Origin of the sequence: Comamonas sp. wu1-DMT, assembly GCF_040187805.1 — a bacterium.
GTDB classification, from domain to species: Bacteria; Pseudomonadota; Gammaproteobacteria; order Burkholderiales; family Burkholderiaceae_C; genus Comamonas; species Comamonas thiooxydans.
This window is the reverse complement of the sequence record NZ_JBANEM010000002.1, coordinates 269,664-290,776: the sequence shown is the minus strand read 5'-3', so window position 1 is coordinate 290,776 and position 21,113 is coordinate 269,664. Positions and strand designations below refer to the sequence as shown.

Here is a 21,113-nt window from a genome sequence, read left to right as displayed (position 1 = left end):
GATGTTCTGACGCTTGCCTCTGACCCGGGGCTATTGCTTGGGCAGTTGCGGCACATCCACAAAATCGTCCAGGCTCAGACCTTTTTCCTGCAGCAGGGCTTCGAGCACGGGTTTGAGCCGGCCCAGGCTGGCTTCCACGGTCTCGCGCACGGTATCGACCACCACCTGGGTGCTGCGCTCGATCTCGATATTGACCAGATCGCCGACCTTCTTGTCGCCGAACACCGTCATGCGCAGGGTTTCGGGAATCAGCCAGACCTCGAACCAGCCCTCCTTGCGATTCACCTCGGCCACCGTCAGGCTGGCGCCGTTGACGGCGATATAGCCCTTGGCAAACACATAGGGGCGAAAGGCCTCGGGAATGCCGAAGCGGATCTTGTGATTGGTCTCGGTCTGCATCAGCTCCAGCAGTGGCGCCGTGAAGTCCACATGGCCCGACAGAGGGTGGCCGCCAATCTCGGCGCCATCCCTGGCGGCGCGCTCCACATTGAGCGTGTCGCCGGCCTTGTAGCTGCCCAGCGTGGTGATGTTCAGGCTTTGCAGCATCACATCAAAGCTGGCGCTGGTGGGCGAGAGGTTTTCGGTCACCGTCAGGCAGACGCCGTCGTGCGAGACACTGGCGCCAATGGCCAGATCCTGGCAGAAGCCTTCGGGAAACTCCATGATGAAGGTGCGCAGGCCGTCCTGGTCGCGCAGCGCGGCAATCTTTGCCACGGCCTGAATGATGCCGGTAAACACGGGGCAGACTCTCTTTTATCAACAGGCGGGCGCCGGGCGCTGGCCTTGGGTCAAAAAAGCTATTTTGCCTGCTTGCACCTTAACCCGACCAGCGTCTAGGCGAAGGCCGGCCGGCCTTCCCAGAAGCCGCTGATCAGCGCCTCGGGCTTTTTGAGCGCGCGCACCCAGGCGCAGTCGGGCCAGGCCTGCATCTGCACATTCATGCCGGCAAACACGCCGTAGCCCGGGCCGGCCGCGATCTCGCCATCGGCCTGCAGGGTCTCGCCGCTGCGGATGCTGCAGGTCGCGCGGATATCGCCCTGTGCCTTGATGCCCCAGCCGGCCTGAATATGGTTGCCGCACAGAATGCCGTCATTGCCGGCAATGCCATGGCCTACATCGAGCAGGCCCTGCACCTCGATGGCGCCGCCTGCTTTCAGGCCCTTGCCGCAGTGCATATCGCCTTGCACCTGCACCTCCTGGCCGATATGGGCATTGCCTTTGAGCTTTACATGGCCGCCGCCGCGCAGCTCCCAGCCGCAGCGCAGGTCTTCGGCGCGCACCTCGCCTTGCACCTCCACGCTCCAGGCCGCCTTGATGCTGCCGCCGGCCTGGAGCAATTCACCGGCAAAGATGGCGCCGCCGCATTGAATCTCTTCGCCCGCTTCCAGCTTGCCCGCGCGTATGCCGCCGCCCGCCTCCAGGCTGCGACCCACCAGCAGCTGGCCGGGGACGCGCACATCGCCGTGCACGATCAGCGTGCCGGCATAGACGAAGTGGTCGGCCTCCAGATGCTCGAGCTCCAGCACGCTGTTGGTGGAGCCGAAGTTCTCCAGCAGCCAGCGTGCATCTTCCACGCGGCCTGCGGCTACCTGGGTGTCCATGGCCGCCTGGTAGTCGCCGCCGGCCAGGTTGTTGCGCACAAACCAGCGGTAGCCCATGGCACATGGGTTTTTGCCGCGCAAGAAATTTTGAGTGAGTTCCATGTCCATGGCTGACCTCCGGATCGTCCTTTGAGCAAGATGCGGTGCGCGTGACAGTGCGGACGCCTTAGACGTGGACGTACCTCTCCCATGCACCAGGGAAATGCTGTTTGGGAAGGCCGTGCGGAGGATGTGAGCTGTGTGCTTCAAGCCATCCGCACGGCGGCGGAAAGCATGGCCGTGACACCGCTCAGGCTCACGAATGCGGTGGGAATGCCATGGCGGCGTGTGTGCAGCGCACGCAGCACGCAGGCACGCGCGGGCAGCTCTGCAGCAAGGGCAGAGCGGCGCAGGCGGGCAGCGGTGGACAGGTGCAGGCAGGCCATGGCTAAGAAGATGTCTGAGCCCCGATTATGCCGCGCGGCCCGGGCCGGTGCAGATGATCCCCTGCTTGTCCGTTGTTTCATGACGCTGTGCATGGCCGGGCGCCGCGCAAGGGCCGCCCCGCAGCGTCGGTGCCGTCCCCCTCCGGCGAAGCCAGAGAGGGGGAAGACGCGAAGCGGCACAGAGGGTGCTTTATCTCAGCGGCTTTGCGCGGCGGCCTGGCACAAGCGCTCCACGGCCTGCGCGATCTGCGGCACCTCGGGCGCGGCAAACGACATGCGCAGCGTGTGCAGGTCGGGATCGGCCGGATAGAAGGCCTTGCCAGGCACATAGATCACGCCCAGGGCCACGGCGGCGTCGAAGAGCTTTTGCGGGTCGATGTAGCGGTCCAGCTCGGCCCAGACGAACATGCCGCCCGCGGGGCGCGAGCAGCGTATGCCGCTGTCCGGTGCAGCGTTCAGGCCCTGGACCAGGGCCTGCATGCGGCGCTGGTATTCCTGGCGTGCGCGCTGTACGGTAGCCGGGTAGCGGCCGCTGGCCAGATAGCAGGCGGCGACCGACTGCGTCAGCGGCGAGGTGCACAGATCGGCCGTCTGCTTGGCCACCGTGCAGCGGCGCAGCAGCGGTGCGTCGGCCAGCATCCAGCCCACGCGCAGCGCGGGGGCCACGGTCTTGGACAGGCTGGACAGATAGATGACGGGGTTGGAGCCGGGCTCGGCCAGCCGCTCGCCCGCGGCGCGCACGGTGCCCGGCATGGCTTGGTGGATGCCGCCGGGCTCGTCGAAGCGCAGCTCGCCATAGGGATCGTCCTCGACCACCCAGAAGCCGTGCTGCCTGGCCAGTTGCACCAGAGCCTCGCGGCGCTCGGCCGCCAGCAGCGTGCCGCGCGGGTTGGAGAAGTTCGGCACGGTGTAGAGCAGCTTGGGACGCTGGCCGGCGGGCAGTGCGGCCAGCAGATCGGCCAGGGCTTCTGTCTGCAGGCCTTGCTCGTCCATGGGAACGGGCAGGATGCGCGCCTGGGCCAGACGCAGGGCCTGCAGCGTGGCGGGATAGGCCGGCACCTCGACCAGCACCGTGTCGCCGGGCTCGACGAGCACGCGCACCAGCAGGTCAAAGGCCTGCTGCGATCCGGTGGTCACGAGTATGTCGGCGGCCGTCGCATGCATGCCGCGCTCGCGCGCCTGCTGCGCCAGGGCCTCGCGCAGCTCGCTCAGGCCTTCGGTGGCGCCATACTGCAGCGCGCCGGGGCCCTGGGCCATGGACTGCTGTGCAGCCTGGGCCAGGCCCTCGGCATCGAAGAGGCTGGGCGATGGATAGCCGCCGGCCAGCGAGATCATGCCGGGGCGCGAGAGGTAGGGAAACAGCTCGCGTATCGGAGACCCCGCAGGCTCGGCAAACACCGCGGCAAAGGGAGCCAGTGCGCTGTCCCGACTCATGCCACAGCTCCCGACAGCATTGCGAGAACCTGAGCCCTGGATTGCTGCTCGGAGGCCTCGTACAGGGCGATCTCGTCATGCACGCGCGCGCCCAGCGCGTTCTCGAAGACCTGCTGCGCGGCATGGGCCTGGTATTGCTTTTGCTCCTCGCCGCCGAGGTTGGACTGGAAGATACCGGCCGCGCTCACGGGCAGAAAATCTTCATAGGTAATCGGCTCGGCCTGCACCAGACCCCGGTCGATCAGTGCTTCCAGGTCTGCACCGGCAGGGCTTTGGGCAAGCGAGGCCTGAGCCTGCTCGGTCAGGCGGTAGCGGTAGAAGGCCAGACCCTGGCGGCGCAATTGTTCGTGCGTGTCGGGAAACTGCGTGAAGACCTGTTGCAGGCGGTGTGCATAGTCGGGCGCGGCGCTGCCCGCGCTGTCTATGCCGCGCACCAGGCCCAGCAGCTCGTCGTAGAGGGCGCGGCCCTTGCGTGTCAGCGCGACACCGCGCTGCTCGATCTCGCCAAAGCGCGCGGTATGGGCGCCGGAACTGTCCGCGGCGTCCGCATCGGTAAAGCGCACGGCCTCCTTGAGTGCCTTGAAGCTGGTCTGGCGCAGCAGGATGGGGCAGGCGCGCTGCGGCGGGCCTTCGACCACGTCCTTGGCATCCATGCCGCGCGTGGGCATATCGGCCTGGGCCATGTCTATGTCCAGCGTGCGTGGCGTCAGATGGTTGATGTGCGGGCCCTTGAAGCACACCACATCGGCCACCAGGCGGTGGGCTTGCTGCAGGGCCTTGTAGGTGGCAGCATCCACAGTGGCGTCGCTGTGCCAGCGGAAGGTCTCCAGGGCCTGCTGCACAAAGGCGTCGGCGTCGCTGCTGTCCAGGCCTCCGTCACGCTCGGCCTGGGCAATGAGCTCCAGGGCGCGTGGCGTGAAGATGCTGCGGCGCTCGAGGATCTCGGCGGCCTGCGCGCGCAGCGCTGCATCGGCAATCAGCTCCAGGCGCAGCAGCGAGGTGAAGACACGAAACGGGTTGGCCAGCAGTGCCTCGTCGTGCACGGGGCGAAAGGCCGTGGAGTGCACGGGAACGCCGGCCACCGAGAGGTCGTAATAGCCCACGGGCTCCATGCCCATCACGGCGAACAGGCGGCGCAGCGTGGCCAGTTCCTCGGCCGTTCCCACGCGGATGGCGCCATGGCGCTCCACATCCAGGCGCTCGAGCTCGCCGCTGCTGTTCATGCGCTGGCGCAGCTCGGGGTCGGCCTGCAGCGCCACGGCGTTGACATCGGCCACCAGGTCGATCAGGGTGCCGTACTGCGGCACTTCCTTGCGGTACATCTCGGACATGGCACGCGAGAAGCGCGTGCGGATCTCGTCGACGCTGACAAAGCGGGCTGCGGTGGAAGAGGCGTGGGGCGTGGCGCTCATGACAAAACAGAAGGGCAGGGGTTCGTGGAATGGCCGCGCCGCTGGCGGGGCCGCAGGAATATGCAGCATGTTCTGCGCCGTCATGACTTTGGTCAAACGATAATCCGGCCTGCAGGTCATACCCGGACGGAATGAGCCTGAGCCCCCTCATCCCCAAGCACTTTCCGCCATGCAGCTATCCCGTCGCTTTCTGCCCCCCATGTCCTTGCTCTGCGCCTTCGAGGCCTCGGCGCGGCATCAGAGCTTTACCGCGGCGGCCGCCGAGCTGCATCTCACGCAAAGCGCCGTCAGCCGCCAGATCCGCGCGCTGGAGGAGCGGCTGGGCACCGAGCTGTTCGTGCGCGAGCGCCAGACCGTGCGCCTGAGTGCTGCGGGCCAGGCCTATGCGCAGGAGATACGCGCTGCCCTGGCGCGCATCTCCAATGCCACGCTGGGCTTTCGCACCAATCCGCAGGGCGGCAGCCTGAACCTGGCCATCCTGCCGACCTTCGGCACGCGCTGGCTGGCGCCGCGGCTGCCGCAGTTCTTCAGCGCCCATCCGGGCATCACCATCAATCTGACCACGCGGCTGTCGCAGTTCGATTTCCAGCTCGAAGCCGTGGATGCCGCCATTCATTTCGGTCTGCCGAACTGGCCGGGCGCGGAGCTGGAGTTCCTCATGAGCGAGACCGTGGTGCCGGCCTGCAGCCCCGATGTGGCGGCCCGCCATGGCTTTGCCCGGCCCCAGGACCTGCTGCACGCGCCGCTGCTGCATCTGGCGTCGCGCCCCGACGCCTGGCAGCGCTGGTTCGGCAGCCAGGGCTGCCAGGGCGGCGATATGCAGGGCATGCTGTTCGATCAGTTCGCCACGGCGGCGCAGGCCGCGATTGCCGGCGTGGGCGTGGCGCTGCTGCCCAAGTTTCTGATCCTGCGCGAGCTGCAGGCCGGTGATCTGGTCCAGGCTCTGCCGCAGCTGCCCGAGGTGCAAAGCGCCGAGCGCTACTACCTGGCCTGGCCGACCAGCCGCTCTGCCTATCCGCCGTTGCAGGCCTTCCAGGGCTGGCTCAAGCAGGTCGCGCAGGAGTTTGCTTCTTCTGCGCCGCTGTAATGAAAAAAGGAGCTGCTAGCGCAGCTCCTTCAATGAGTTCAGCAATGAATATGCCTGAACTTGTTGTTCAACAAGCGCAACCAGCTATCAATAAAGCATGACTTCAGGCGCAGGCTTGCGGTCGTTTCAGCTGTTATAGGCTTCCAGCGGCTTGTCATTGGGCGCTTGCAGCAGCTGCTTGAGCGTCTCGCTCATGGGCAGGTTCAGCGGCATTTCCTTGGGCGGAATGGGCTGCATAAACCATTTGTCGTAGACCTTTGCCACTTCGCCGGACTTCATCATGCGCACCAGGGCATCGTCCACGGCCTTCTTGAAGCCGGGATCGTCCTTGCGCATCAGCAGCGCGATGGGCTCCGATCCCAGCGCCTCGCCCACGATCTTGTAGCCCTTGGGATCCTTGGAGTTGGCGATCACGCCGGCCAGCAGATTGTCGTCAAGCACAAAAGCGTCAGCGCGGCCGGACTCCAGCATCAGAAAGCTCTCGAAATGGTCCTTGCCCAGCTGGGTCGGCAGCTTCACATTGTTGTCATGGCTGTACTTGCGCAGCAACTGCACGGCGGTGGTGCCTGCCGAAGCTGCCACGGTCTTGCCGTCCAGCTGCTTGAACGAGGTCACAGGCGAGTCTGCGCGCACGGCCATGCGCACCTGGCTGACATAGGTGGTGACGGCAAACGAGACCTGCTTCTGGCGGCTGAGGTTGTTGGTCGTGGGGCCGCAGCCCAGATCCACCGTGCCGTTCTGTACCAGTGGCATGGTGTTCTGCGCGGTGATGGCCATGTATTCGATCTTGGCACTGGGCGCGATCTGGGCCAGTACCTTTTCGCACAACTCCACGTGGTAGCCGGTGAAGCGGTGGTTGGCACCTATGGCATAGGCCATGGGGGCCGAGCTTTCGCGCACGCCTATGACCACCTTGCCGGTCTTTTGCAGCTTTTCCAGCGTGCTGCCGGAGGCGGTCTGGGCCTGGACGCCGGAGGCGGCCATGGCGGCTACAAGGGCGGTACATGCCAGCGTTATGTTCGCGGTCATCAGGCGCATGGGGGAAGTCTCCTCGGGAAGTGGGCGTATCGAAAACGCAATGCAATTGTTGTGCGGTCGTCCATGGTGCCGCGCATTGCCTGCAGCCCATGAATCGGCAAGACCCGTTGCCGGGGCGGCCTGTTTGTCAAGATCCTGCATCAACTATCCGGCAAATGGCAGCGGTTTCATAACGATGAAACGGAAGAAGGTCATGCTTGCGGCGTATGACCCGGCAGCGCGTGTCTAGGTGCGGCAGCCGGCGCGGCAAAGCCATAGCGGGACGGCTGACCGGGCTTTTTGGGTAATATCTGCGCCTGTTGCACAGGCCCGCGCGCATCGCTTGCGGCGCGTCCAGCCTTGTGCCGCCAGGGCCGGCCGTGTCGCTGCCGCCTGGTCCGGCTCCGTTTTCGGTTCGCGCAGCGCAGCCCGCAAGGGCGCCACAGAATGACTCTGCATGCGTGAACCTGTTTTGAGACAGACTCCATGACTGCCAATACCCCCCCCCTCATTACTGAGCCGCATCGCCATCGCGATCGGCAGTTTCTTTGCCATTCTCGGTAACGGTCGCCTGGCCGCCGACGTGACCCGTGTGCGCGCCGGTGAGGCTTTTGCCGCCGACGTCGCCCCCAGGGAAGTACGCGTGGAAGTGCCGGTCGAGAAGATCGTCGAGGTTCGCGTCGAAGTGCCGGTCGAAAAAATCGTGGAAAAGACCGTCGAGGTTCCGGTCGAGAAGCTGATCGAAAAAACCGTCGAAGTGGAAAAGCGCGTCGCCACCGATAGCGCCGCCCTGCAACTGCTGGGCCTGATGCAGCGCGAGGCCCGTTTTGTGGACTTCATCCAGGAAGACGTCGCGCCCTATACCGATGCCGAGATCGGCGCGGCTGCGCGCGTGGTGCATGAAGGCTGCCGCAAGGTGCTGCGCGAGCATTTCACGCTCTCCCCCGTTTGCAGCGAAGCCGAAGGCTCGCGCATCACTTTGCAGGCCGGTTTTGACGCTGCTGCCGTGCGACTGACGGGCAATGTGGTCGGCCAGCCTCCGTTTACCGGCACGCTGTCCCATCGCGGCTGGCTGGTGACGCAGGTCAAGCTGCCCCAGCTCACCGACATTCAGGCCGCCAAGGTCATCGCCCAAGCCGAAGTGGAGCTGTGAGCCATGAATATGTTTGCCTCCATCGCCGCATCGGGTGCGGCCAGTCAAGCTGCGGACGCTCCTGATTCCGTGGCTGCCACCGCTCAGCCGCAAAGCGCTGCTGGCCAAGTCGATGCTCCATCTGCCGGCACTCAGTTCAGTATCGGCATCGATCTGGGCACCACGCATTGCGCGCTGTCCTATGTGAACAAGAGCGCCAGCGATGGCGAGAAGGTGGTGCAGGGCGTGTTGGACATTCCCCAGCTCACGGCTCCCGGCAGTGTCGAGGCCAGGCCCCTGCTGCCGTCCTTTCTCTATCTGCCGCACGACAGCGAGCTGACCGAAGCCGAGCGCAGCTTGCCCGGTGCGCCCTGCAACTTCATCACCGGCGAATTTGCCCGCAGCCGCGGCGCGGCCACGCCCATCCGTCTGGTCAGCAGCGCCAAGAGCTGGCTCTGCCACCCTGGCGTCGATCGCCGCGCCGGCATTCTTCCGGCCGATGCCCCCGAGGAAGTCAGCCGCATTTCACCGCTGACCGCTTCAACCCGCTATCTCGAGCATTTGCGCCGCGCCTGGGAGCAGGCCCACCCCGAGGCCCCGTTTGCCCAGCAGGACATCACCGTCACCATCCCGGCATCGTTCGACCCCGCCGCGCGCGAGTTGACGGCCGAGGCCTGCAAGGCTGCGGGCTTTGCCAGGCTGACACTGCTCGAAGAACCTCAGGCCGCGCTTTACAGCTGGATCCAGGCCAGTGGCGGCCAGTGGCGCAAGCAGGTCAAGCATGGCGACATCATCCTCGTCGTGGACGTGGGTGGCGGCACCACCGACCTCTCGCTGATCGCCGTGCTGGAGCGCGATGGCAATCTGGAGCTGCAGCGCATTGCCGTGGGCGAACACATTTTGCTGGGCGGCGACAACATGGACCTGGCCCTGGCCTATGGCGTTGCACGCAAGCTGGCGGCCGAAGGCAAGCAGCTCGATGCCTGGCAAACCCGTGCGCTGGCCCATGGCTGCCGCGCAGCCAAGGAGCAATTGCTGGCTGACGCAAGCCTGCAAGCCGTGCCCGTGGTCGTACCCAGCCGGGGCAGCAAGCTCATCGGCGGCAGCATCCGTACCGAAGTGACACGCGACGAAGTGCTGGCCATGCTGGTCGAGGGCTTTTTCCCCAAGGTGGCCGTCAGCGACAAGCCCAAGACCCGTGCGCGCGGCGCGCTCACGCAACTGGGCCTGCCCTATGCGCAAGATGCCGCCGTCACGCGCCATCTGGCGGCCTTTCTGAGCCGCCAGGTTCATGCGCTGGCCGAGATCGAGGGCCTGGACGGCGATCAGATCGACGGCTCCACCTTTTTGCATCCCACGGCCATTCTGTTCAACGGCGGCGTGCTCAAGGCGCCCCAGATCGAGCAGCGCATCCTGGAGGTCATCAACGGCTGGCTGGACGACGAGGCCTGCGAGCCTGCGCGCCTGCTGGACGGTGCCAACCTTGATCTGGCCGTGGCCCGCGGTGCAGCCTATTACGGCCATATCGCCACCAGCGGCCGCGGCGTGCGCATTCGCGGTGGAACGGCCCAGTCCTATTACGTGGGTGTGGAGAGCAATATGCCCGCCATCCCTGGCATGGAGCCGCCCCTGTCCGCCCTGTGCCTGGCACCGTTCGGCATGGAGGAGGGCACGGAAGTCGCTCTGCCTGACGAGGAGTTCGGCCTGGTCGTGGGCGAGCCTGTGCGTCTGCGCTTCTTTGGCTCGTCCGTGCGCCGCACCGATCAGGTCGGCACCATGCTGGACTTCTGGCCGCCCGAAGAGCTGGTGGAGCTGCAGGAGATCGAGCTGAATCTGCCCGCCGCCGGCCGTGCGGCCGGCGAGGTGGTGCCCGTGACCCTGGCGGCGCGCGTGACCGATATCGGCACCCTGGAGCTCAATGCCGTGCCTGTGGGCGGAAGCGAGCGCTGGAAGGTGGAGTTCGATGTGCGCGCGGAGACCTCTGCGGAGGCCGCCGAGTAAGGCTGTTGAATTGCTTGACTGCGAAAGCCCGCTGGCCGATTGGTTGGCGGGCTTTTTTGTTCTCTCTTTTGTTCTCTCGTTTGCGGCTGCGCTTTTGGCCGAGACCCGCCCTCTTTCCGTGACAAAGGCATGTCACAAAAAGGTTCAGGCCCAATCACGCCAGGAGCAAGATCATGAAGCTCTTCTTTCGAGAAGCAGGGCGCGTACCATGCCCACCAGCAACATGGCACGCGCCCGCCACTCAAGCAGGTCAGAACGCGTGGCGCAGACCCACGCTCAGGCTGCTGGCATCCTGCCCGTAGCCCACGCCACCCTTGAAGTTATAGCCATAGGCCACGCCGGATCCGTTGTCTATGTGCGTGTAGGCCGCGTAGAGTTTGGTGCGTTTGCTCAGGTGGTGGTTGTAGCCAAGAATCCACTGGCGTGCGCTGCTGCCGGGCACATGGCTCCATCGGCTCGCCCAGCCGTAGCCCAGGGCAAGCTCCGAAGCGCCGGACCGGTAGACCGCAGTCACGCGGGCGGCATCGCGGCTGCCGCAACCGGCACCGCCATTGCTGCACAGTGAACCCGAGCCGTTGTCCGAGCGCTGGTAGTAGGCACCGACCTGCAGCGCATTCCAGATGTAGTGGCCGCGCAGGGCAAACTGCTTGTCGTCACCCAGCTGGGTAAAGCCCGCGCCCAGGGCCAACGGGCCGCGTTCCCAGTTTGCATAGAGGTCATAGCCGTTCTTCTGCACGGCGCCTGTCGTCTTTTCGTGTAGCGATGCCTGAGCTTCCAAGGTCAGCCCGGCCATCACAGGGCTGCGGTAGGCGATCTTGTTGGTGTTGCGCATCACGTAGTCGTAGAGCGCATCGGCGATGGAGCCGGTGTCGTGGTTGGGCTCATCCAGTGCACCATAGTCGGCAATGCCGAAATAGGTGGCGGCACCAAAACGGCCCAGGCGCAGCTTGCCCAGACTGCCCGAGAGGTTGACTTCGCTCTGGCGCTGAAAGGCCAGGGCGCCGGTGCTGCCGGTACCGGCGCCGGTATCGGATTCGAAGCCGGATTCGAGCTGGAAGCCGGCCTTGAGGCCGCCGCCCAGGTCTTCGCTGCCCACAAAGCCAAAGCGCGAGTTGTTGTTGAAGAGCCCGGTCAGGCTGCTGTTTCCGACCTTCTGATGCTCGACCGAGGTATTGAGGCGGCCATAGATCTGCACGCTGCTTTGTGCGAGCGCGACGGAAGCTCCGGCGGTGGCCAGAGCGGCGAGGAGGACACGAGACACAGTTGTTGTTTTGACTGGCATGTAGCGACTAGCCTTCGATCTTTGCTATGAAACTTGCGCGAATCTGCGCGCTTGTTACAAGGCAAATCCCGTGCCAGCCACCGTGCACTGCTTTGGACAGTTGTTGTCGCGGCAGCAGCTCATCCCGGCAGGCGGTTCGGGCATCCGGCTCTTGTTACGATCGGCGACAGATTTTTACGTGTCTCCGCCTCAGCCCATGCATTCATCTCGCCCCACCTACGCCGTCGGCATCGACCTGGGCACCAGTCACACGGTCGTGGCAAGCGTTGCGCTGGACGCTGCGACAAGCGATATCGCGCTGCTCGATATTCCGCAGCGCAGCACGGCAGGCGAGGTCGTGGCTCAGTCTCTGCTGCCTTCGGTACGTTACCAGGCGGCAAAGGGCGAGCTGGGCGAGGCCTGGCAGCAGCCCTGGCCGCCGCAGGGCGCGGATGAAGCTGCGCCTGCCGTCATCGGCCGCTGGGCGCGAGATCTGGGGGCTGCCGTGCCGGGGCGGCTGGTGGCCAGTGCCAAAAGCTGGCTCTCGCACACCGGCGTGGATCGCACGGCGCCCATACTGCCCTGGGGCGCGGGTGACGATGTAGTCAAGGTCTCCCCACTGGTCGCGTCAAGCTCCTATCTAGCCCATGTCAGAACGGCCTGGGACAGAGCCTATCCCGAGGCGCCGTTGCATCAGCAGGCCGTGGTGCTGACCGTACCTGCCTCGTTTGATGAAGGCGCACGCGCGCTGACGCTGGAGGCTGCACAGCTGGCCGGTCTGCCGCGCGTGCAATTGCTGGAGGAGCCCAAGGCCGCGTTTCACGACTGGCTGGTGCTGCAGGGCGATGAGCTGGCCGCGCAACTGGCGGACAGCCGGCTGGTGCTGGTGGTGGATGTGGGCGGGGGAACTACCGATCTGACGCTGATCCGCGTGGGTGCATCGGCTGACGGCAGCCTGCCCACGCTGACGCGTACGGCCGTCGGCGAGCACCTGATGCTGGGCGGCGACAACATGGATTTGGCGCTGGCTCACCAACTCGAATCTGCATTTGCTGGCGAAGGTCAGAAGCTCCCTGCCCAGCGCTTTGCCCAGCTGGTCCAGCGCTGCCGCATGGCCAAGGAGCAGTTGCTGGCGCAGAACGCGCCAGAGCAGATCGGCATCACCTTGCTCGGGGGCGGCAGCAAGCTGATGGCGGCGACTCAAAGCGTCACGCTGACCCGTGAGCAGGTGCTGCAGTCGGTGGTCGATGGCTTTTTGCCGGTCGTGCAGATCAGCGATATGCCCGCCAGGCGGCAGGGCGCGCTGCGCGGCTTTGGTCTGCCCTATCCGGCCGATGCGGCGATCAGTCGTCATCTGGCGCATTTTCTCGCCCAGCATGCAAGTGAAGGTCTGCCCGATACCGTGTTGCTCAACGGCGGCGTGTTCCATGCCCATGTCATGGTTCAGCGTCTGACGCAATTGCTTGGCCGCTGGCGCGGCAGCCCGGTGCGCGTGCTGCACAACCCGCACCCCGACTGGGCCGTGGCGCGCGGTGCGGCAGCCTACGGGCTGGCCCGCCATCAGGCAGAGCTGTCGGTGGCACAGATTGCTGCGCCCAATCAGCCAGCAGCACGGGCCGGGCAGGCGTCGGCAGCGATCAAGCCCATGGTGCCGCGCATTGGCGGCGGTTCGGCACGCAGCTACTGGCTGCTGCTGCCGGGCAAGAGGGGTGAGGCTCCGCAAGGCCTGTGCCTGCTGCCGCGTGGCACGGAAGAGGGTGTGCGCATGGTGCTCTCTGGCCGGCGTTTTGCGCTCAAGCTGGGCCAGGCCGTGCGCTTCAATTTGCTGGCCAATAGCCAGAGCCACGCGCCCGTGCAGGCCGGCCAGATTGCACCCTTGACCGGCGATGGCTGGGTGGAGCTGCCGCCACTGGCCACCGTTCTGCCAGCGCCCGAAGGCCGCTCTGCGGCCCAGATCGAGGTGCAACTGCAAGCCTGCATGAGCGAGGTCGGCACGCTGGAAGTGCGCTGCGTGGCCGTGCAGGATGCGGGCCAGTCCTGGCTGCTGCCCTTTGCTGTACGCGGTGCTTCGGCTTCGGAGCCCAAAGCTGGCAGTGCGGGTGGGCAAAGCGCTGAAGGCCAAAAACAGTCTGACTCTTTGGCAGCCAGGCTGCCCGAAGCCGTGGCACTGTTGGACCGTATCTTCGGCACGCAGGCGCAGGAGGTGACGGCCCGGGAAGTGCGCCAGCTGCGCCAGTCGCTCGAGAGAGTCCTCGGCCCGCGCGAGGGCTGGGAGTTGGACCTGCTGCGTGCCTTGTTCGATGCACTGCTGGCCCGTTCCAGGCGCCGCCGCCGCACGGCCGACCATGAGCGCGTCTGGTTCAACCTTGCAGGCTGGTGTCTGCGCCCAGGCGTGGGGGCGCAGCTCGATGGCTGGCGCATAGACCAGGTTTGGGCCCTGTATGGCCAGGGCCTGGGTCATGCCAAAGAGGCTGCCAACTGGACGGAGTGGTGGGTGTTCTGGCGCCGCGTGGCTGCGGGTCTGAACGAGGCCCGGCAGATGGAGCTGCTCGAAGACGTGGCCGGTCAGATGCAAAAAGCCGTGCAGCAGAATACGCGCGGCAAATCCAGCCATGGCAGCTATGACGACATGCTGCGCCTGTTCGCGGCCATGGAGGCAGTGCCCTGGCAGTACCGCCAGGAAATGGGGCAGTGGATGCTGCAGCGTCTCAGGCGCGAGGATGAAACCGTGCAGACCTGGTGGGCCATAGGCCGCCTGGCGGCACGCCAATCGCTGGCCGCCAACGCCCATCTGGTGATGCCGCCCGACGCGGCGCTGGAGTTCCTGAACGCCACGCTGGCTCAGGACTGGCGCAAGAACGAAACCGCTATGTTTGCCGCCGTGCAGATGGCCCGCATGACGGGTGACCGCGCGCGCGATCTGCCCGATGCCGTCAGGGCGCAGGTGCTGGAGAAGATGCGAAGCAGCGGCGCTCCCGAGCGCTGGATGGCCATGGTCGAGCAGGTGGTGCAGATGGAGGCAGAGGATCACAGGCGCAGTCTGGGCGATAGTCTGCCGCCGGGGCTGGTGCTGCTGTGAAGAGGCCGTGCCGCTGCGGCCAGGCTTTTGGTCACGGCATTTGCAGGAGGCTGCCACTGCCAAACGCGATGGCCGAACAGTGAGCGCTGTCCAGGCCGTCCGGCGAGCGATACAAGAATGGCCTGTTGCATGGGACGACAGGCCGGCATGGAGGGCTGGCAGCATCCATGTCCACCACCACAGAAAGTGATTGCCATGAAGTTTGAAGAAGCTGCGCGCACCGAGATGGCGCGAAACGCTGTTTTTATATCCGGAACCCGACGCCGCCCGCTGCTGCTGGCTGCGGTGGCTGCCGTGGTGGCGGCTCCTCTGACGCAAGCACTGGCGCAGGGCAGCAACTGGCCTGCCAAGCCGATTACCTTTGTCGTGCCACAGGCACCTGGCGGTGCCAACGATGTGATTGCGCGTGCCGTGGCGCAGGGGCTGGAGAATTCGCTGGGCCAGCCCGTCATCGTGGAAAACCGCGCCGGTGCCAACGGCAATCTGGGTACGGGCCAGGTGGCGCGCAGCGCGGCCGACGGCTACACCTTTCTGGTGACGGCGCAAAGCGCCTACACCATCAATCCGGCGCTTTATTCCAGGGTGCCGTTCGATCCCATCAAGGATTTCACTCCCGTGATGCAGCTGGCCGTCGCGCCTTATCTGCTGGTGGTAAATCCGAACTTCCCGGCCAAGAATCTGGACGAACTGGTGGCCTATGCCAAGGCGCATCCGGGCAAGGTGGAATACGCTTCTGCCGGCAATGGCACGCTCAACCATCTGTTGGGCGAGATGCTGAAAAAGCAGAAGAACGTGAGCCTGCTGCATGTGCCTTACAAGGGGGCGTCGGCTGCCGCCACCGATGTGGTGGCCGGCCAGTTGCCGGTGACCTTTGGCAGCTTTCCCGGTGTGATGCCTTTTGTCAGCAGCGGCAAGCTGCGCGTGCTGGGCGTGGCGTCCGACAGGCCGACATCGCTGGCGCCCGAGATCCCCGTGCTGGGCAAGGGGCTGGCCGTGACCAGCTGGTATGGCTTGTTTGCACCGGCCGGTACGCCGCAGCCGGTGGTGGACACGCTTTATCAGACCGTGAAGACCGTGCTGGCCAGGCCCGAGATGGCCGAGCGCCTCAAGACTCTGGGCGCCGAGCGCGTGGAGTCCACGCCGCAAAGCTTCAAGGCCATGCTGCCGGCCGAGCTGGCGTACTGGAAGCAGGTGGTCAAGGACTCCGGCGCGCATATCGACTAAAGGGGACGACAGCTTGTTGATACATCTGGCCGCTGCCGGGCCCTTTCGTCGCTCACGGATGGGGTTGACCCTGCTCATTGTGGCGGTCATCGCCATCGGGCTGGCATCGCGCCGGGGCTACATGCCCTTTCCCGCCGTGCTGGGCAACTATCCGGGCGATGCGCTCTGGGCCTGGGTGGTGCTGCTGTGCGTGGCCTGGCTGCGGCCGGCCATCACGCGCGGCAAGCTCATGGCCTGGACCCTGGTCATCGCCTTTGCCGTCGAGTTGCTGCAGCTCTATCAGGCCCCCTGGATGCAGGCCCTGCGCGCCAACAAGCTGGCCTACCTGGTGCTGGGCAATGGCTTCGATCCCCTGGATCTGCTGGCCTATGTCGTGGGAATCGGTGCGGGTGCCATGGTGGACCGGCTCTGGGAGAGGCGGCAGCGTCGCCTTGCCTGAGATGGCATGAAATGTGCTGGTCGTCCATGGCATCAACATGACGACAAGCACTACCCCATGAAAACGCCTCTGCACTATCTGGTGGCTGCAAGGCAAAGCGAGATTGCCGAGCTGGAGCAGATCAGCCGCGCCAGCAGCCTGGTGGCGAGCATGTCCGAGCTCGTCCATGCGCTGCAAAAAGAGCGCGGTCTATCGAATATCTTTCTGGTCAGCGGCGGCGCACAGGCGCAGCAGAGCCTGCTCGACCACGGCCTTCATGTGGACCAGGTCATGGAGCGAGTCTGCCTCGCGCTTGAAGAGCTGGGCGCGCGGGCGCCAGGTGCGCATGGCGCTCGCCTGTTCAATGCGATCGCCAATGCGCTGCAAGGCTTTGAAGCCCTGCCGTTGCTGCGCCGCCGGCGCGATGCGCTGCAGCTGAGTGCCGAGGACTGCACGCAGGCGCTGATCCGCATGATTGCGGCCTGCCTGACCGTGGTGTTCGAGGCGGCGGACAGCGCTTGCGATCCCGATATCGCGAAATCGCTGGTGGCGCTGTTTCATTTTATGCAGGGCAAGGAACTGGCGGGCCAGGAGCGTGCCACGGGGGTCGCGGCGTTTACCACAGGGGTAGGCAGGACGGAGCGTCAGCGCCATTGGCTGCATCTGATCGAATCGCAGGAGCGCTGCTTTCAGGTGTTTGCAGACTTCGCCACTCCCTCGGGGATGGAGCGCTGGCAGCAGCAATGCGGGGCCTGTCCCGATATGACGGTGATCGAGCGGCTGCGGCGCCTGGGCTGCACGGCTGGGGACGGCATGGCGCTGGACTGCAGCCTGAGCTCGCCATGGTTCGAAGCCTGTTCCAGCCGGCTCGATGCCATGCACCAGATTGAGGCATTCCTGGCCGAAGAGCTGCAGGCCCAATGTCTGCGCAAGCTGGAGCAGGCCCGTACAGCGCTCTGCCAGCAACTGGCGCTGCTGGAGATGCAGCCGCAGCCCGGGACTCGCGCCGAAGCGGCTGCGGCCTTTCTGGGGGGCGCGCAGTCAACTGCCTCCTTGCCTGCGGAGGGCGCATACGGGTTGCAGCTCGAGAAAAGCATTGTCTTGCTGGTGCAGGAGCAATCCATGCGCCTGCAGGACATGCAGACCGAAATCGACAAGGCACGTGCCACGCTCAAGGAGCGCAAGACCATAGAGCGGGCCAAGGGCGTGCTGATGAACTACCGCCAGCTCAGCGAGGGCGAGGCCTACAAGTTGATCCGGCAGACGGCCATGAACCAGAACCGGCGCATGCTGGATGTGGCCGAGGCGATTCTGGCCACGGTGGACCTGTTGCCGGGCAGCACCAATTCATAGCGCTTGGCAGCTCGGTGTTTGTTGCGCTGCACCAAATATGGGCCAAAACCGGAGGCGCAAAGCATGCTCCGCCTCTGATCAAGGTCTGGCATGGTTTGTGCATGACTGTTGATGTCAAGCAGACCAAAGGCGGTCGCGCTTAAAGCGTTATTACGAGTGACCTGGGACAACGGCGTCCTTTTCTCCTCACACCCGAGGAGGGAAGGGCGCCTTTTTGTTTTCCGGATCGCCTTCACCACGATTCTTGATGGAGTTTTCTCATGAGCCAGCGCCTTCCTTCGACTACTGCTCCTGCGCCCGAGCCCGTATCTGCCGGTGGCCGGCGTGAGTTTCTGCGCGTGGCCGGCGCTGCCGCCCTCTATGGCATGCTGGGCCACCATGGCGCCTGGGCCGCAGGCTCCGACGCGCCGGAGAAGAAAGAGGTCAAGATCGGCTTCATACCGCTGACCGATTGCGCCAGCGTGGTCATGGCCTCTGTGCTGGGCTTCGATCAGAAATACGGCGTGAAGATCGTCCCCAGCAAGGAGGCAAGCTGGGCCGGCGTGCGCGACAAGCTGGTCAACGGCGAGCTGGACTTTGCCCATGTGCTCTACGGCCTGGTCTACGGTCTGCACCTGGGCGTAGGCGGCCCCAGGAAGGACATGGCTGTGCTCATGAGCCTGAACAACAACGGCCAGGCGATAACGCTGTCCAAGGCTCTTGCCGACAAGGGCGCGGTCGACGGAGCCAGCCTGGCCAAGGTCATGGCCAGGGAAAAACGCGAATACACCTTCGCCGGCACTTTCCCCACAGGCACCCATGCCATGTGGATGCATTACTGGCTGGCGGCTGCGGGCATCAACCCGTTATCCGAGGCCAAGCTGATCACCGTGCCGCCGCCCCAGATGGTGGCCAATATGCGCGTGGGCAATATGGATGGCTTCTGCGTGGGCGAGCCCTGGAACCATCGCGCCATCATGGACGGCATCGGCATTACGGCCAATACCACGCAGGACATCTGGAAGGATCACCCCGAGAAAGTGCTGGGCACCACGGGCGAGTTCGCGCAGAAGAATCCAAACACCTGCCGCGCCGTGATGATGGCGATTCTCGAGGCCAGCCGCTGGATCGATGCCAGCCTGCAGAACAAGACGAAGATGGCCGAGACCGTGGCCCAGAAGTCGTACATCAATACCAGTGTGGACGCCATCAATCAGCGCATTCTGGGCCGCTACCAGAACGGACTGGGCAAGACCTGGGACGACCCCAACCACATGAGGTTCTTCAACGATGGTGCCGTGAACTTCCCCTATCTGTCGGACGGCATGTGGTTTCTTACCCAGCACAAGCGCTGGGGTCTGCTCAAGGCCCATCCCGACTATCTGGCCGTGGCCAAGCAGATCAATCGCATCGACCTCTACCAGCAGGCGGCAAGCCAGCTCAAGGTCAGCGTGCCCAAGGATGTACTGCGCACCAGCAAGCTGATCGACGGCGTGGTGTGGGACGGCAAGAACCCTGCCCAGTACGCCGACAGCTTCAAGATCAAGGCCTGAGGCCGCCACCTTAACGGAGAACCATCATGGTCAGTGCCGTACTTCACTCACCGCTTGAACTCGACCCCCCGCACGATCCGCAACTGGCAGCCCAGGCGGCCAACGATGCGCTGCTCGAAACTTCAAAAGAGATAGCTGCTGGCTCAGAACTTGTAAAGGCTGAAGTGCAAAAAGATATCAAACCCAAAGCGATAGTCACGGCTCCGGTTGCGGTGGTACCCAGCCGCCTACGCCAATGGGCTGAACAGCTATTTGGTCAGGCCCTGCCTCCGGTGCTGGGGCTGGCACTGCTGGTCGGCCTGTGGTCGCTGGTCTCGAGCAGCACCGGCAAGAGCATTCCGACCCCGGCCGAGACCTGGGAACAGGCCCTGCAGGTGTTCAGCGATCCCTTCTACCGCAACGGACCCAATGACCAGGGCGTGGGCTGGAATGTGCTGTCCTCGCTGCAGCGCGTGGCCCTGGGTTTCGGTCTGGCGGCACTGGTCGGCATCCCTTTGGGCTTCGCGATCGGACGCTTCAGCTTTCTGTCGCGCATGTTCAACCCCTTGATCAGCCTGCTGCGTCCGGTTTCGCCGCTGGCCTGGCTGCCGATCGGCCTGCTGGTGTTCAAGGGCGCCAATCCGGCAGCCATCTGGACCATCTTCATCTGCTCGATCTGGCCCATGGTCATCAACACCGCCGTGGGCGTGCAGCGCGTGCCCCAGGACTATATGAATGTGGCGCGCGTGCTCAATCTGTCGGAGTGGAAGATCGCCACCACCATTCTGTTTCCTGCGGTGCTGCCCTATATGCTGACCGGCGTGCGCCTGGCCGTGGGCACGGCCTGGCTGGTGATCGTGGCCGCCGAGATGCTGACGGGCGGCGTGGGCATAGGCTTCTGGGTCTGGGACGAATGGAACAACCTCAACGTCAAGAACATCATCATCGCCATCTTCGTGATCGGCATCGTGGGCCTGGTGCTGGAGTGGGCCCTGGTCAAGCTGGCTTCGGCCTTTACGTTTGAAGAGGTCAAGACTTAACCCACCCCTGAGCCGCGCCCTCGGGCGCGTCACCCCCTCAAGGGGGCACCACCGGTGGCCCGGCAAAGCCGGCGCCACGGTGGTCTCGGAACAAAGCAAGGAGTACCTCATGCATACATCTCTCAGCACCAAGTACATCGAGATCCACGGGGTGGAGCAGACCTTCAAGACCGCCAAGGGCCTGTTTCCCGCACTGCGCGACATCAATCTGAACATTGCCAAGGGCGAGTTCGTCAGTCTCATCGGGCATTCGGGCTGCGGCAAGTCGACGCTGCTCAATCTGATTGCCGGCCTGACCATTCCCTCGGGCGGTGCATTGCTGTGCGCCAACAAGGAAATCAAGGGCCCCGGCCCCGAGCGTGCGGTGGTCTTCCAGAATCATTCGCTGCTGCCCTGGCTGAGCTGCTGGGGCAATGTGCACCTGGCCGTGGAGCGTGTCTTCGGCAAGCGCGAAAGCAAGGCACAGCTGGCGCAGCGCACCGATGCGGCGCTGGCCATGGTGGGCCTCAGCCATGCGGCGCAAAAGCGCCCTGGCGAAATCTCGGGCGGCATGAAGCAGCGCGTGGGCATTGCCCGCGCCCTGTCCATGGAGCCCCAGGTGCTGCTCATGGACGAGCCCTTCGGCGCTCTCGACGCCCTGACGCGTGCCAAGCTGCAGGACGAGCTGCTGGAGATCGTGGAACGCACCCAGAGCACCGTGGTCATGGTCACGCACGATGTGGATGAGGCCGTACTGCTGTCCGACAAGATCGTGATGATGACCAACGGTCCCGCTGCCACGATTGGCGAGGTGCTGCATGTAGAGCTGCCACGCCCGCGCAGCCGGGTGGAGTTGGCCGAGGATGCGCATTACCAAAGCTATCGCAAGGCCGTGATCGACTTTCTCTACACGCGTCAGGGCCATGTGGAGAAGGCGGCCTGAGCCTTTTTGATTTCAAGCTGCATGGCGCCTTGGGGCGCCATGTTTGTTTTGCACAGCAATAAAGCGGCCATGCACAAAAGCAGTGCATGCCGCAGGATGAAATAGTCTCTGCAGGCTGAGAAAAGCTGGCACAGCAATTGCGTGTTGTTCAGCGTGGCCAAGGTGGGTCACCGGGGGATGGTGCAAGGCTGGACCA

The 21,113-nt window shown here is 64.7% G+C and carries 18 protein-coding genes; 10 read left to right on the top strand and 8 right to left on the bottom strand.

What is annotated here, in order from left to right; all coding sequences use genetic code 11:
* Window positions 1-30: 30 nt before the first annotated feature.
* The 5 genes from V8Z78_RS05430 to hglS all read right to left on the bottom strand — a co-directional run bounded on the left by V8Z78_RS05430 (window position 31) and on the right by hglS (window position 4,872).
* The gene (locus tag V8Z78_RS05430; protein WP_003061796.1) at window positions 31-738 is read right to left on the bottom strand and encodes a riboflavin synthase; all 708 of its coding nucleotides are present in this window, start codon (window positions 736-738) and stop codon (window positions 31-33) included.
* Between the two features lie 95 nt (window positions 739-833).
* The gene (locus V8Z78_RS05425; RefSeq protein ID WP_349731036.1) at window positions 834-1,703 is read right to left on the bottom strand and encodes a hypothetical protein; all 870 of its coding nucleotides are present in this window, start codon (window positions 1,701-1,703) and stop codon (window positions 834-836) included.
* 143 nt (window positions 1,704-1,846) lie between these two features.
* The gene (locus V8Z78_RS05420; protein ID WP_012836954.1) at window positions 1,847-2,026 is read right to left on the bottom strand and encodes a hypothetical protein; all 180 of its coding nucleotides are present in this window, start codon (window positions 2,024-2,026) and stop codon (window positions 1,847-1,849) included.
* Between the two features lie 195 nt (window positions 2,027-2,221).
* Complete coding sequence (locus tag V8Z78_RS05415; protein ID WP_003061802.1) at window positions 2,222-3,460, bottom strand: aminotransferase-like domain-containing protein; 1,239 nt, start codon at window positions 3,458-3,460, stop codon at window positions 2,222-2,224.
* Window positions 3,457-4,872 carry a 2-oxoadipate dioxygenase/decarboxylase HglS gene (gene hglS, locus V8Z78_RS05410; RefSeq protein ID WP_349731070.1) on the bottom strand — a complete coding sequence of 472 codons (1,416 nt, stop codon included), beginning with the start codon at window positions 4,870-4,872 and terminating at the stop codon, window positions 3,457-3,459. The genes V8Z78_RS05415 and hglS overlap by 4 nt, the downstream gene beginning before the upstream one ends.
* 169 nt (window positions 4,873-5,041) lie before the next feature.
* Here hglS and V8Z78_RS05405 point away from each other — a divergent pair, with 169 nt between their 5' ends.
* Entirely contained in the window at window positions 5,042-5,959 is a 918-nt protein-coding gene (locus V8Z78_RS05405; RefSeq protein WP_046461117.1) for a LysR substrate-binding domain-containing protein, read from the top strand.
* Between the two features lie 126 nt (window positions 5,960-6,085).
* Here V8Z78_RS05405 and V8Z78_RS05400 read toward each other — a convergent pair whose 3' ends face one another.
* Window positions 6,086-6,997 carry a transporter substrate-binding domain-containing protein gene (locus V8Z78_RS05400; protein WP_349731035.1) on the bottom strand — a complete coding sequence of 304 codons (912 nt, stop codon included), beginning with the start codon at window positions 6,995-6,997 and terminating at the stop codon, window positions 6,086-6,088.
* Window positions 6,998-7,466: 469 nt separating this feature from the next.
* Between V8Z78_RS05400 and V8Z78_RS05395 the strand changes: the two genes are divergently transcribed.
* Window positions 7,467-8,129 carry a DUF2760 domain-containing protein gene (locus tag V8Z78_RS05395; RefSeq protein ID WP_349731069.1) on the top strand — a complete coding sequence of 221 codons (663 nt, stop codon included), beginning with the start codon at window positions 7,467-7,469 and terminating at the stop codon, window positions 8,127-8,129.
* A gap of 3 nt (window positions 8,130-8,132) precedes the next feature.
* Complete coding sequence (locus V8Z78_RS05390; RefSeq protein WP_349731034.1) at window positions 8,133-10,109, top strand: Hsp70 family protein; 1,977 nt, start codon at window positions 8,133-8,135, stop codon at window positions 10,107-10,109.
* Between the two features lie 250 nt (window positions 10,110-10,359).
* Here V8Z78_RS05390 and V8Z78_RS05385 read toward each other — a convergent pair whose 3' ends face one another.
* On the bottom strand, window positions 10,360-11,391 hold the full coding sequence (locus V8Z78_RS05385; RefSeq protein ID WP_046461010.1) for a porin: 1,032 nt from the start codon (window positions 11,389-11,391) through the stop codon (window positions 10,360-10,362).
* Window positions 11,392-11,587: 196 nt separating this feature from the next.
* Here V8Z78_RS05385 and V8Z78_RS05380 point away from each other — a divergent pair, with 196 nt between their 5' ends.
* From V8Z78_RS05380 to V8Z78_RS05350, 7 genes are all read left to right on the top strand, one after another.
* Window positions 11,588-14,449, top strand: a complete 2,862-nt coding sequence (locus tag V8Z78_RS05380; RefSeq protein ID WP_046461011.1) for an Hsp70 family protein — start codon at window positions 11,588-11,590, stop codon at window positions 14,447-14,449.
* 195 nt (window positions 14,450-14,644) lie between these two features.
* Window positions 14,645-15,673, top strand: a complete 1,029-nt coding sequence (locus V8Z78_RS05375) for a Bug family tripartite tricarboxylate transporter substrate binding protein (protein ID WP_046461118.1) — start codon at window positions 14,645-14,647, stop codon at window positions 15,671-15,673.
* Window positions 15,674-15,731: 58 nt separating this feature from the next.
* A complete protein-coding gene (locus V8Z78_RS05370; protein WP_046461012.1) occupies window positions 15,732-16,112 on the top strand; it encodes a ribosomal maturation YjgA family protein in 381 nt (126 codons plus the stop codon).
* Window positions 16,113-16,169: 57 nt separating this feature from the next.
* Window positions 16,170-17,444 (top strand): nitrate regulatory protein, encoded by a 1,275-nt coding sequence (locus V8Z78_RS05365; RefSeq protein ID WP_046461013.1) that lies wholly within the window; start codon window positions 16,170-16,172, stop codon window positions 17,442-17,444.
* A 260-nt stretch (window positions 17,445-17,704) separates the two neighbouring features.
* The gene (locus V8Z78_RS05360; protein WP_080944420.1) at window positions 17,705-18,976 is read left to right on the top strand and encodes a CmpA/NrtA family ABC transporter substrate-binding protein; all 1,272 of its coding nucleotides are present in this window, start codon (window positions 17,705-17,707) and stop codon (window positions 18,974-18,976) included.
* A 26-nt stretch (window positions 18,977-19,002) separates the two neighbouring features.
* Window positions 19,003-19,995: a nitrate ABC transporter permease gene (gene ntrB, locus V8Z78_RS05355; RefSeq protein ID WP_046461014.1), complete on the top strand. Its 993-nt coding sequence runs from the start codon at window positions 19,003-19,005 to the stop codon at window positions 19,993-19,995.
* 109 nt (window positions 19,996-20,104) lie between these two features.
* On the top strand, window positions 20,105-20,917 hold the full coding sequence (locus V8Z78_RS05350) for an ABC transporter ATP-binding protein (protein WP_046461015.1): 813 nt from the start codon (window positions 20,105-20,107) through the stop codon (window positions 20,915-20,917).
* Here the strand turns inward: V8Z78_RS05350 and V8Z78_RS05345 are convergent.
* Window positions 20,890-21,078, bottom strand: a complete 189-nt coding sequence (locus tag V8Z78_RS05345) for a hypothetical protein (protein WP_046461016.1) — start codon at window positions 21,076-21,078, stop codon at window positions 20,890-20,892. The genes V8Z78_RS05350 and V8Z78_RS05345 overlap by 28 nt on opposite strands.
* Window positions 21,079-21,113: the final 35 nt, after the last annotated feature.

Coding starts and splice junctions, on each gene's coding strand:
- V8Z78_RS05365 (WP_046461013.1), top strand. CDS start 16,170: ATGAAAACGCCTCTGCACTATCTGGTGGCTGCAAGGCAAAGCGAGATT.
- V8Z78_RS05375 (WP_046461118.1), top strand. CDS start 14,645: ATGAAGTTTGAAGAAGCTGCGCGCACCGAGATGGCGCGAAACGCTGTT.
- ntrB (WP_046461014.1), top strand. CDS start 19,003: ATGGTCAGTGCCGTACTTCACTCACCGCTTGAACTCGACCCCCCGCAC.
- V8Z78_RS05390 (WP_349731034.1), top strand. CDS start 8,133: ATGAATATGTTTGCCTCCATCGCCGCATCGGGTGCGGCCAGTCAAGCT.
- V8Z78_RS05360 (WP_080944420.1), top strand. CDS start 17,705: ATGAGCCAGCGCCTTCCTTCGACTACTGCTCCTGCGCCCGAGCCCGTA.
- V8Z78_RS05400 (WP_349731035.1), bottom strand. CDS start 6,997: ATGCGCCTGATGACCGCGAACATAACGCTGGCATGTACCGCCCTTGTA.
- V8Z78_RS05370 (WP_046461012.1), top strand. CDS start 15,732: ATGGGGTTGACCCTGCTCATTGTGGCGGTCATCGCCATCGGGCTGGCA.
- V8Z78_RS05405 (WP_046461117.1), top strand. CDS start 5,042: ATGCAGCTATCCCGTCGCTTTCTGCCCCCCATGTCCTTGCTCTGCGCC.
- V8Z78_RS05385 (WP_046461010.1), bottom strand. CDS start 11,391: ATGCCAGTCAAAACAACAACTGTGTCTCGTGTCCTCCTCGCCGCTCTG.
- V8Z78_RS05420 (WP_012836954.1), bottom strand. CDS start 2,026: ATGGCCTGCCTGCACCTGTCCACCGCTGCCCGCCTGCGCCGCTCTGCC.
- V8Z78_RS05425 (WP_349731036.1), bottom strand. CDS start 1,703: ATGGAACTCACTCAAAATTTCTTGCGCGGCAAAAACCCATGTGCCATG.
- V8Z78_RS05350 (WP_046461015.1), top strand. CDS start 20,105: ATGCATACATCTCTCAGCACCAAGTACATCGAGATCCACGGGGTGGAG.
- V8Z78_RS05415 (WP_003061802.1), bottom strand. CDS start 3,460: ATGAGTCGGGACAGCGCACTGGCTCCCTTTGCCGCGGTGTTTGCCGAG.
- V8Z78_RS05380 (WP_046461011.1), top strand. CDS start 11,588: ATGCATTCATCTCGCCCCACCTACGCCGTCGGCATCGACCTGGGCACC.
- hglS (WP_349731070.1), bottom strand. CDS start 4,872: ATGAGCGCCACGCCCCACGCCTCTTCCACCGCAGCCCGCTTTGTCAGC.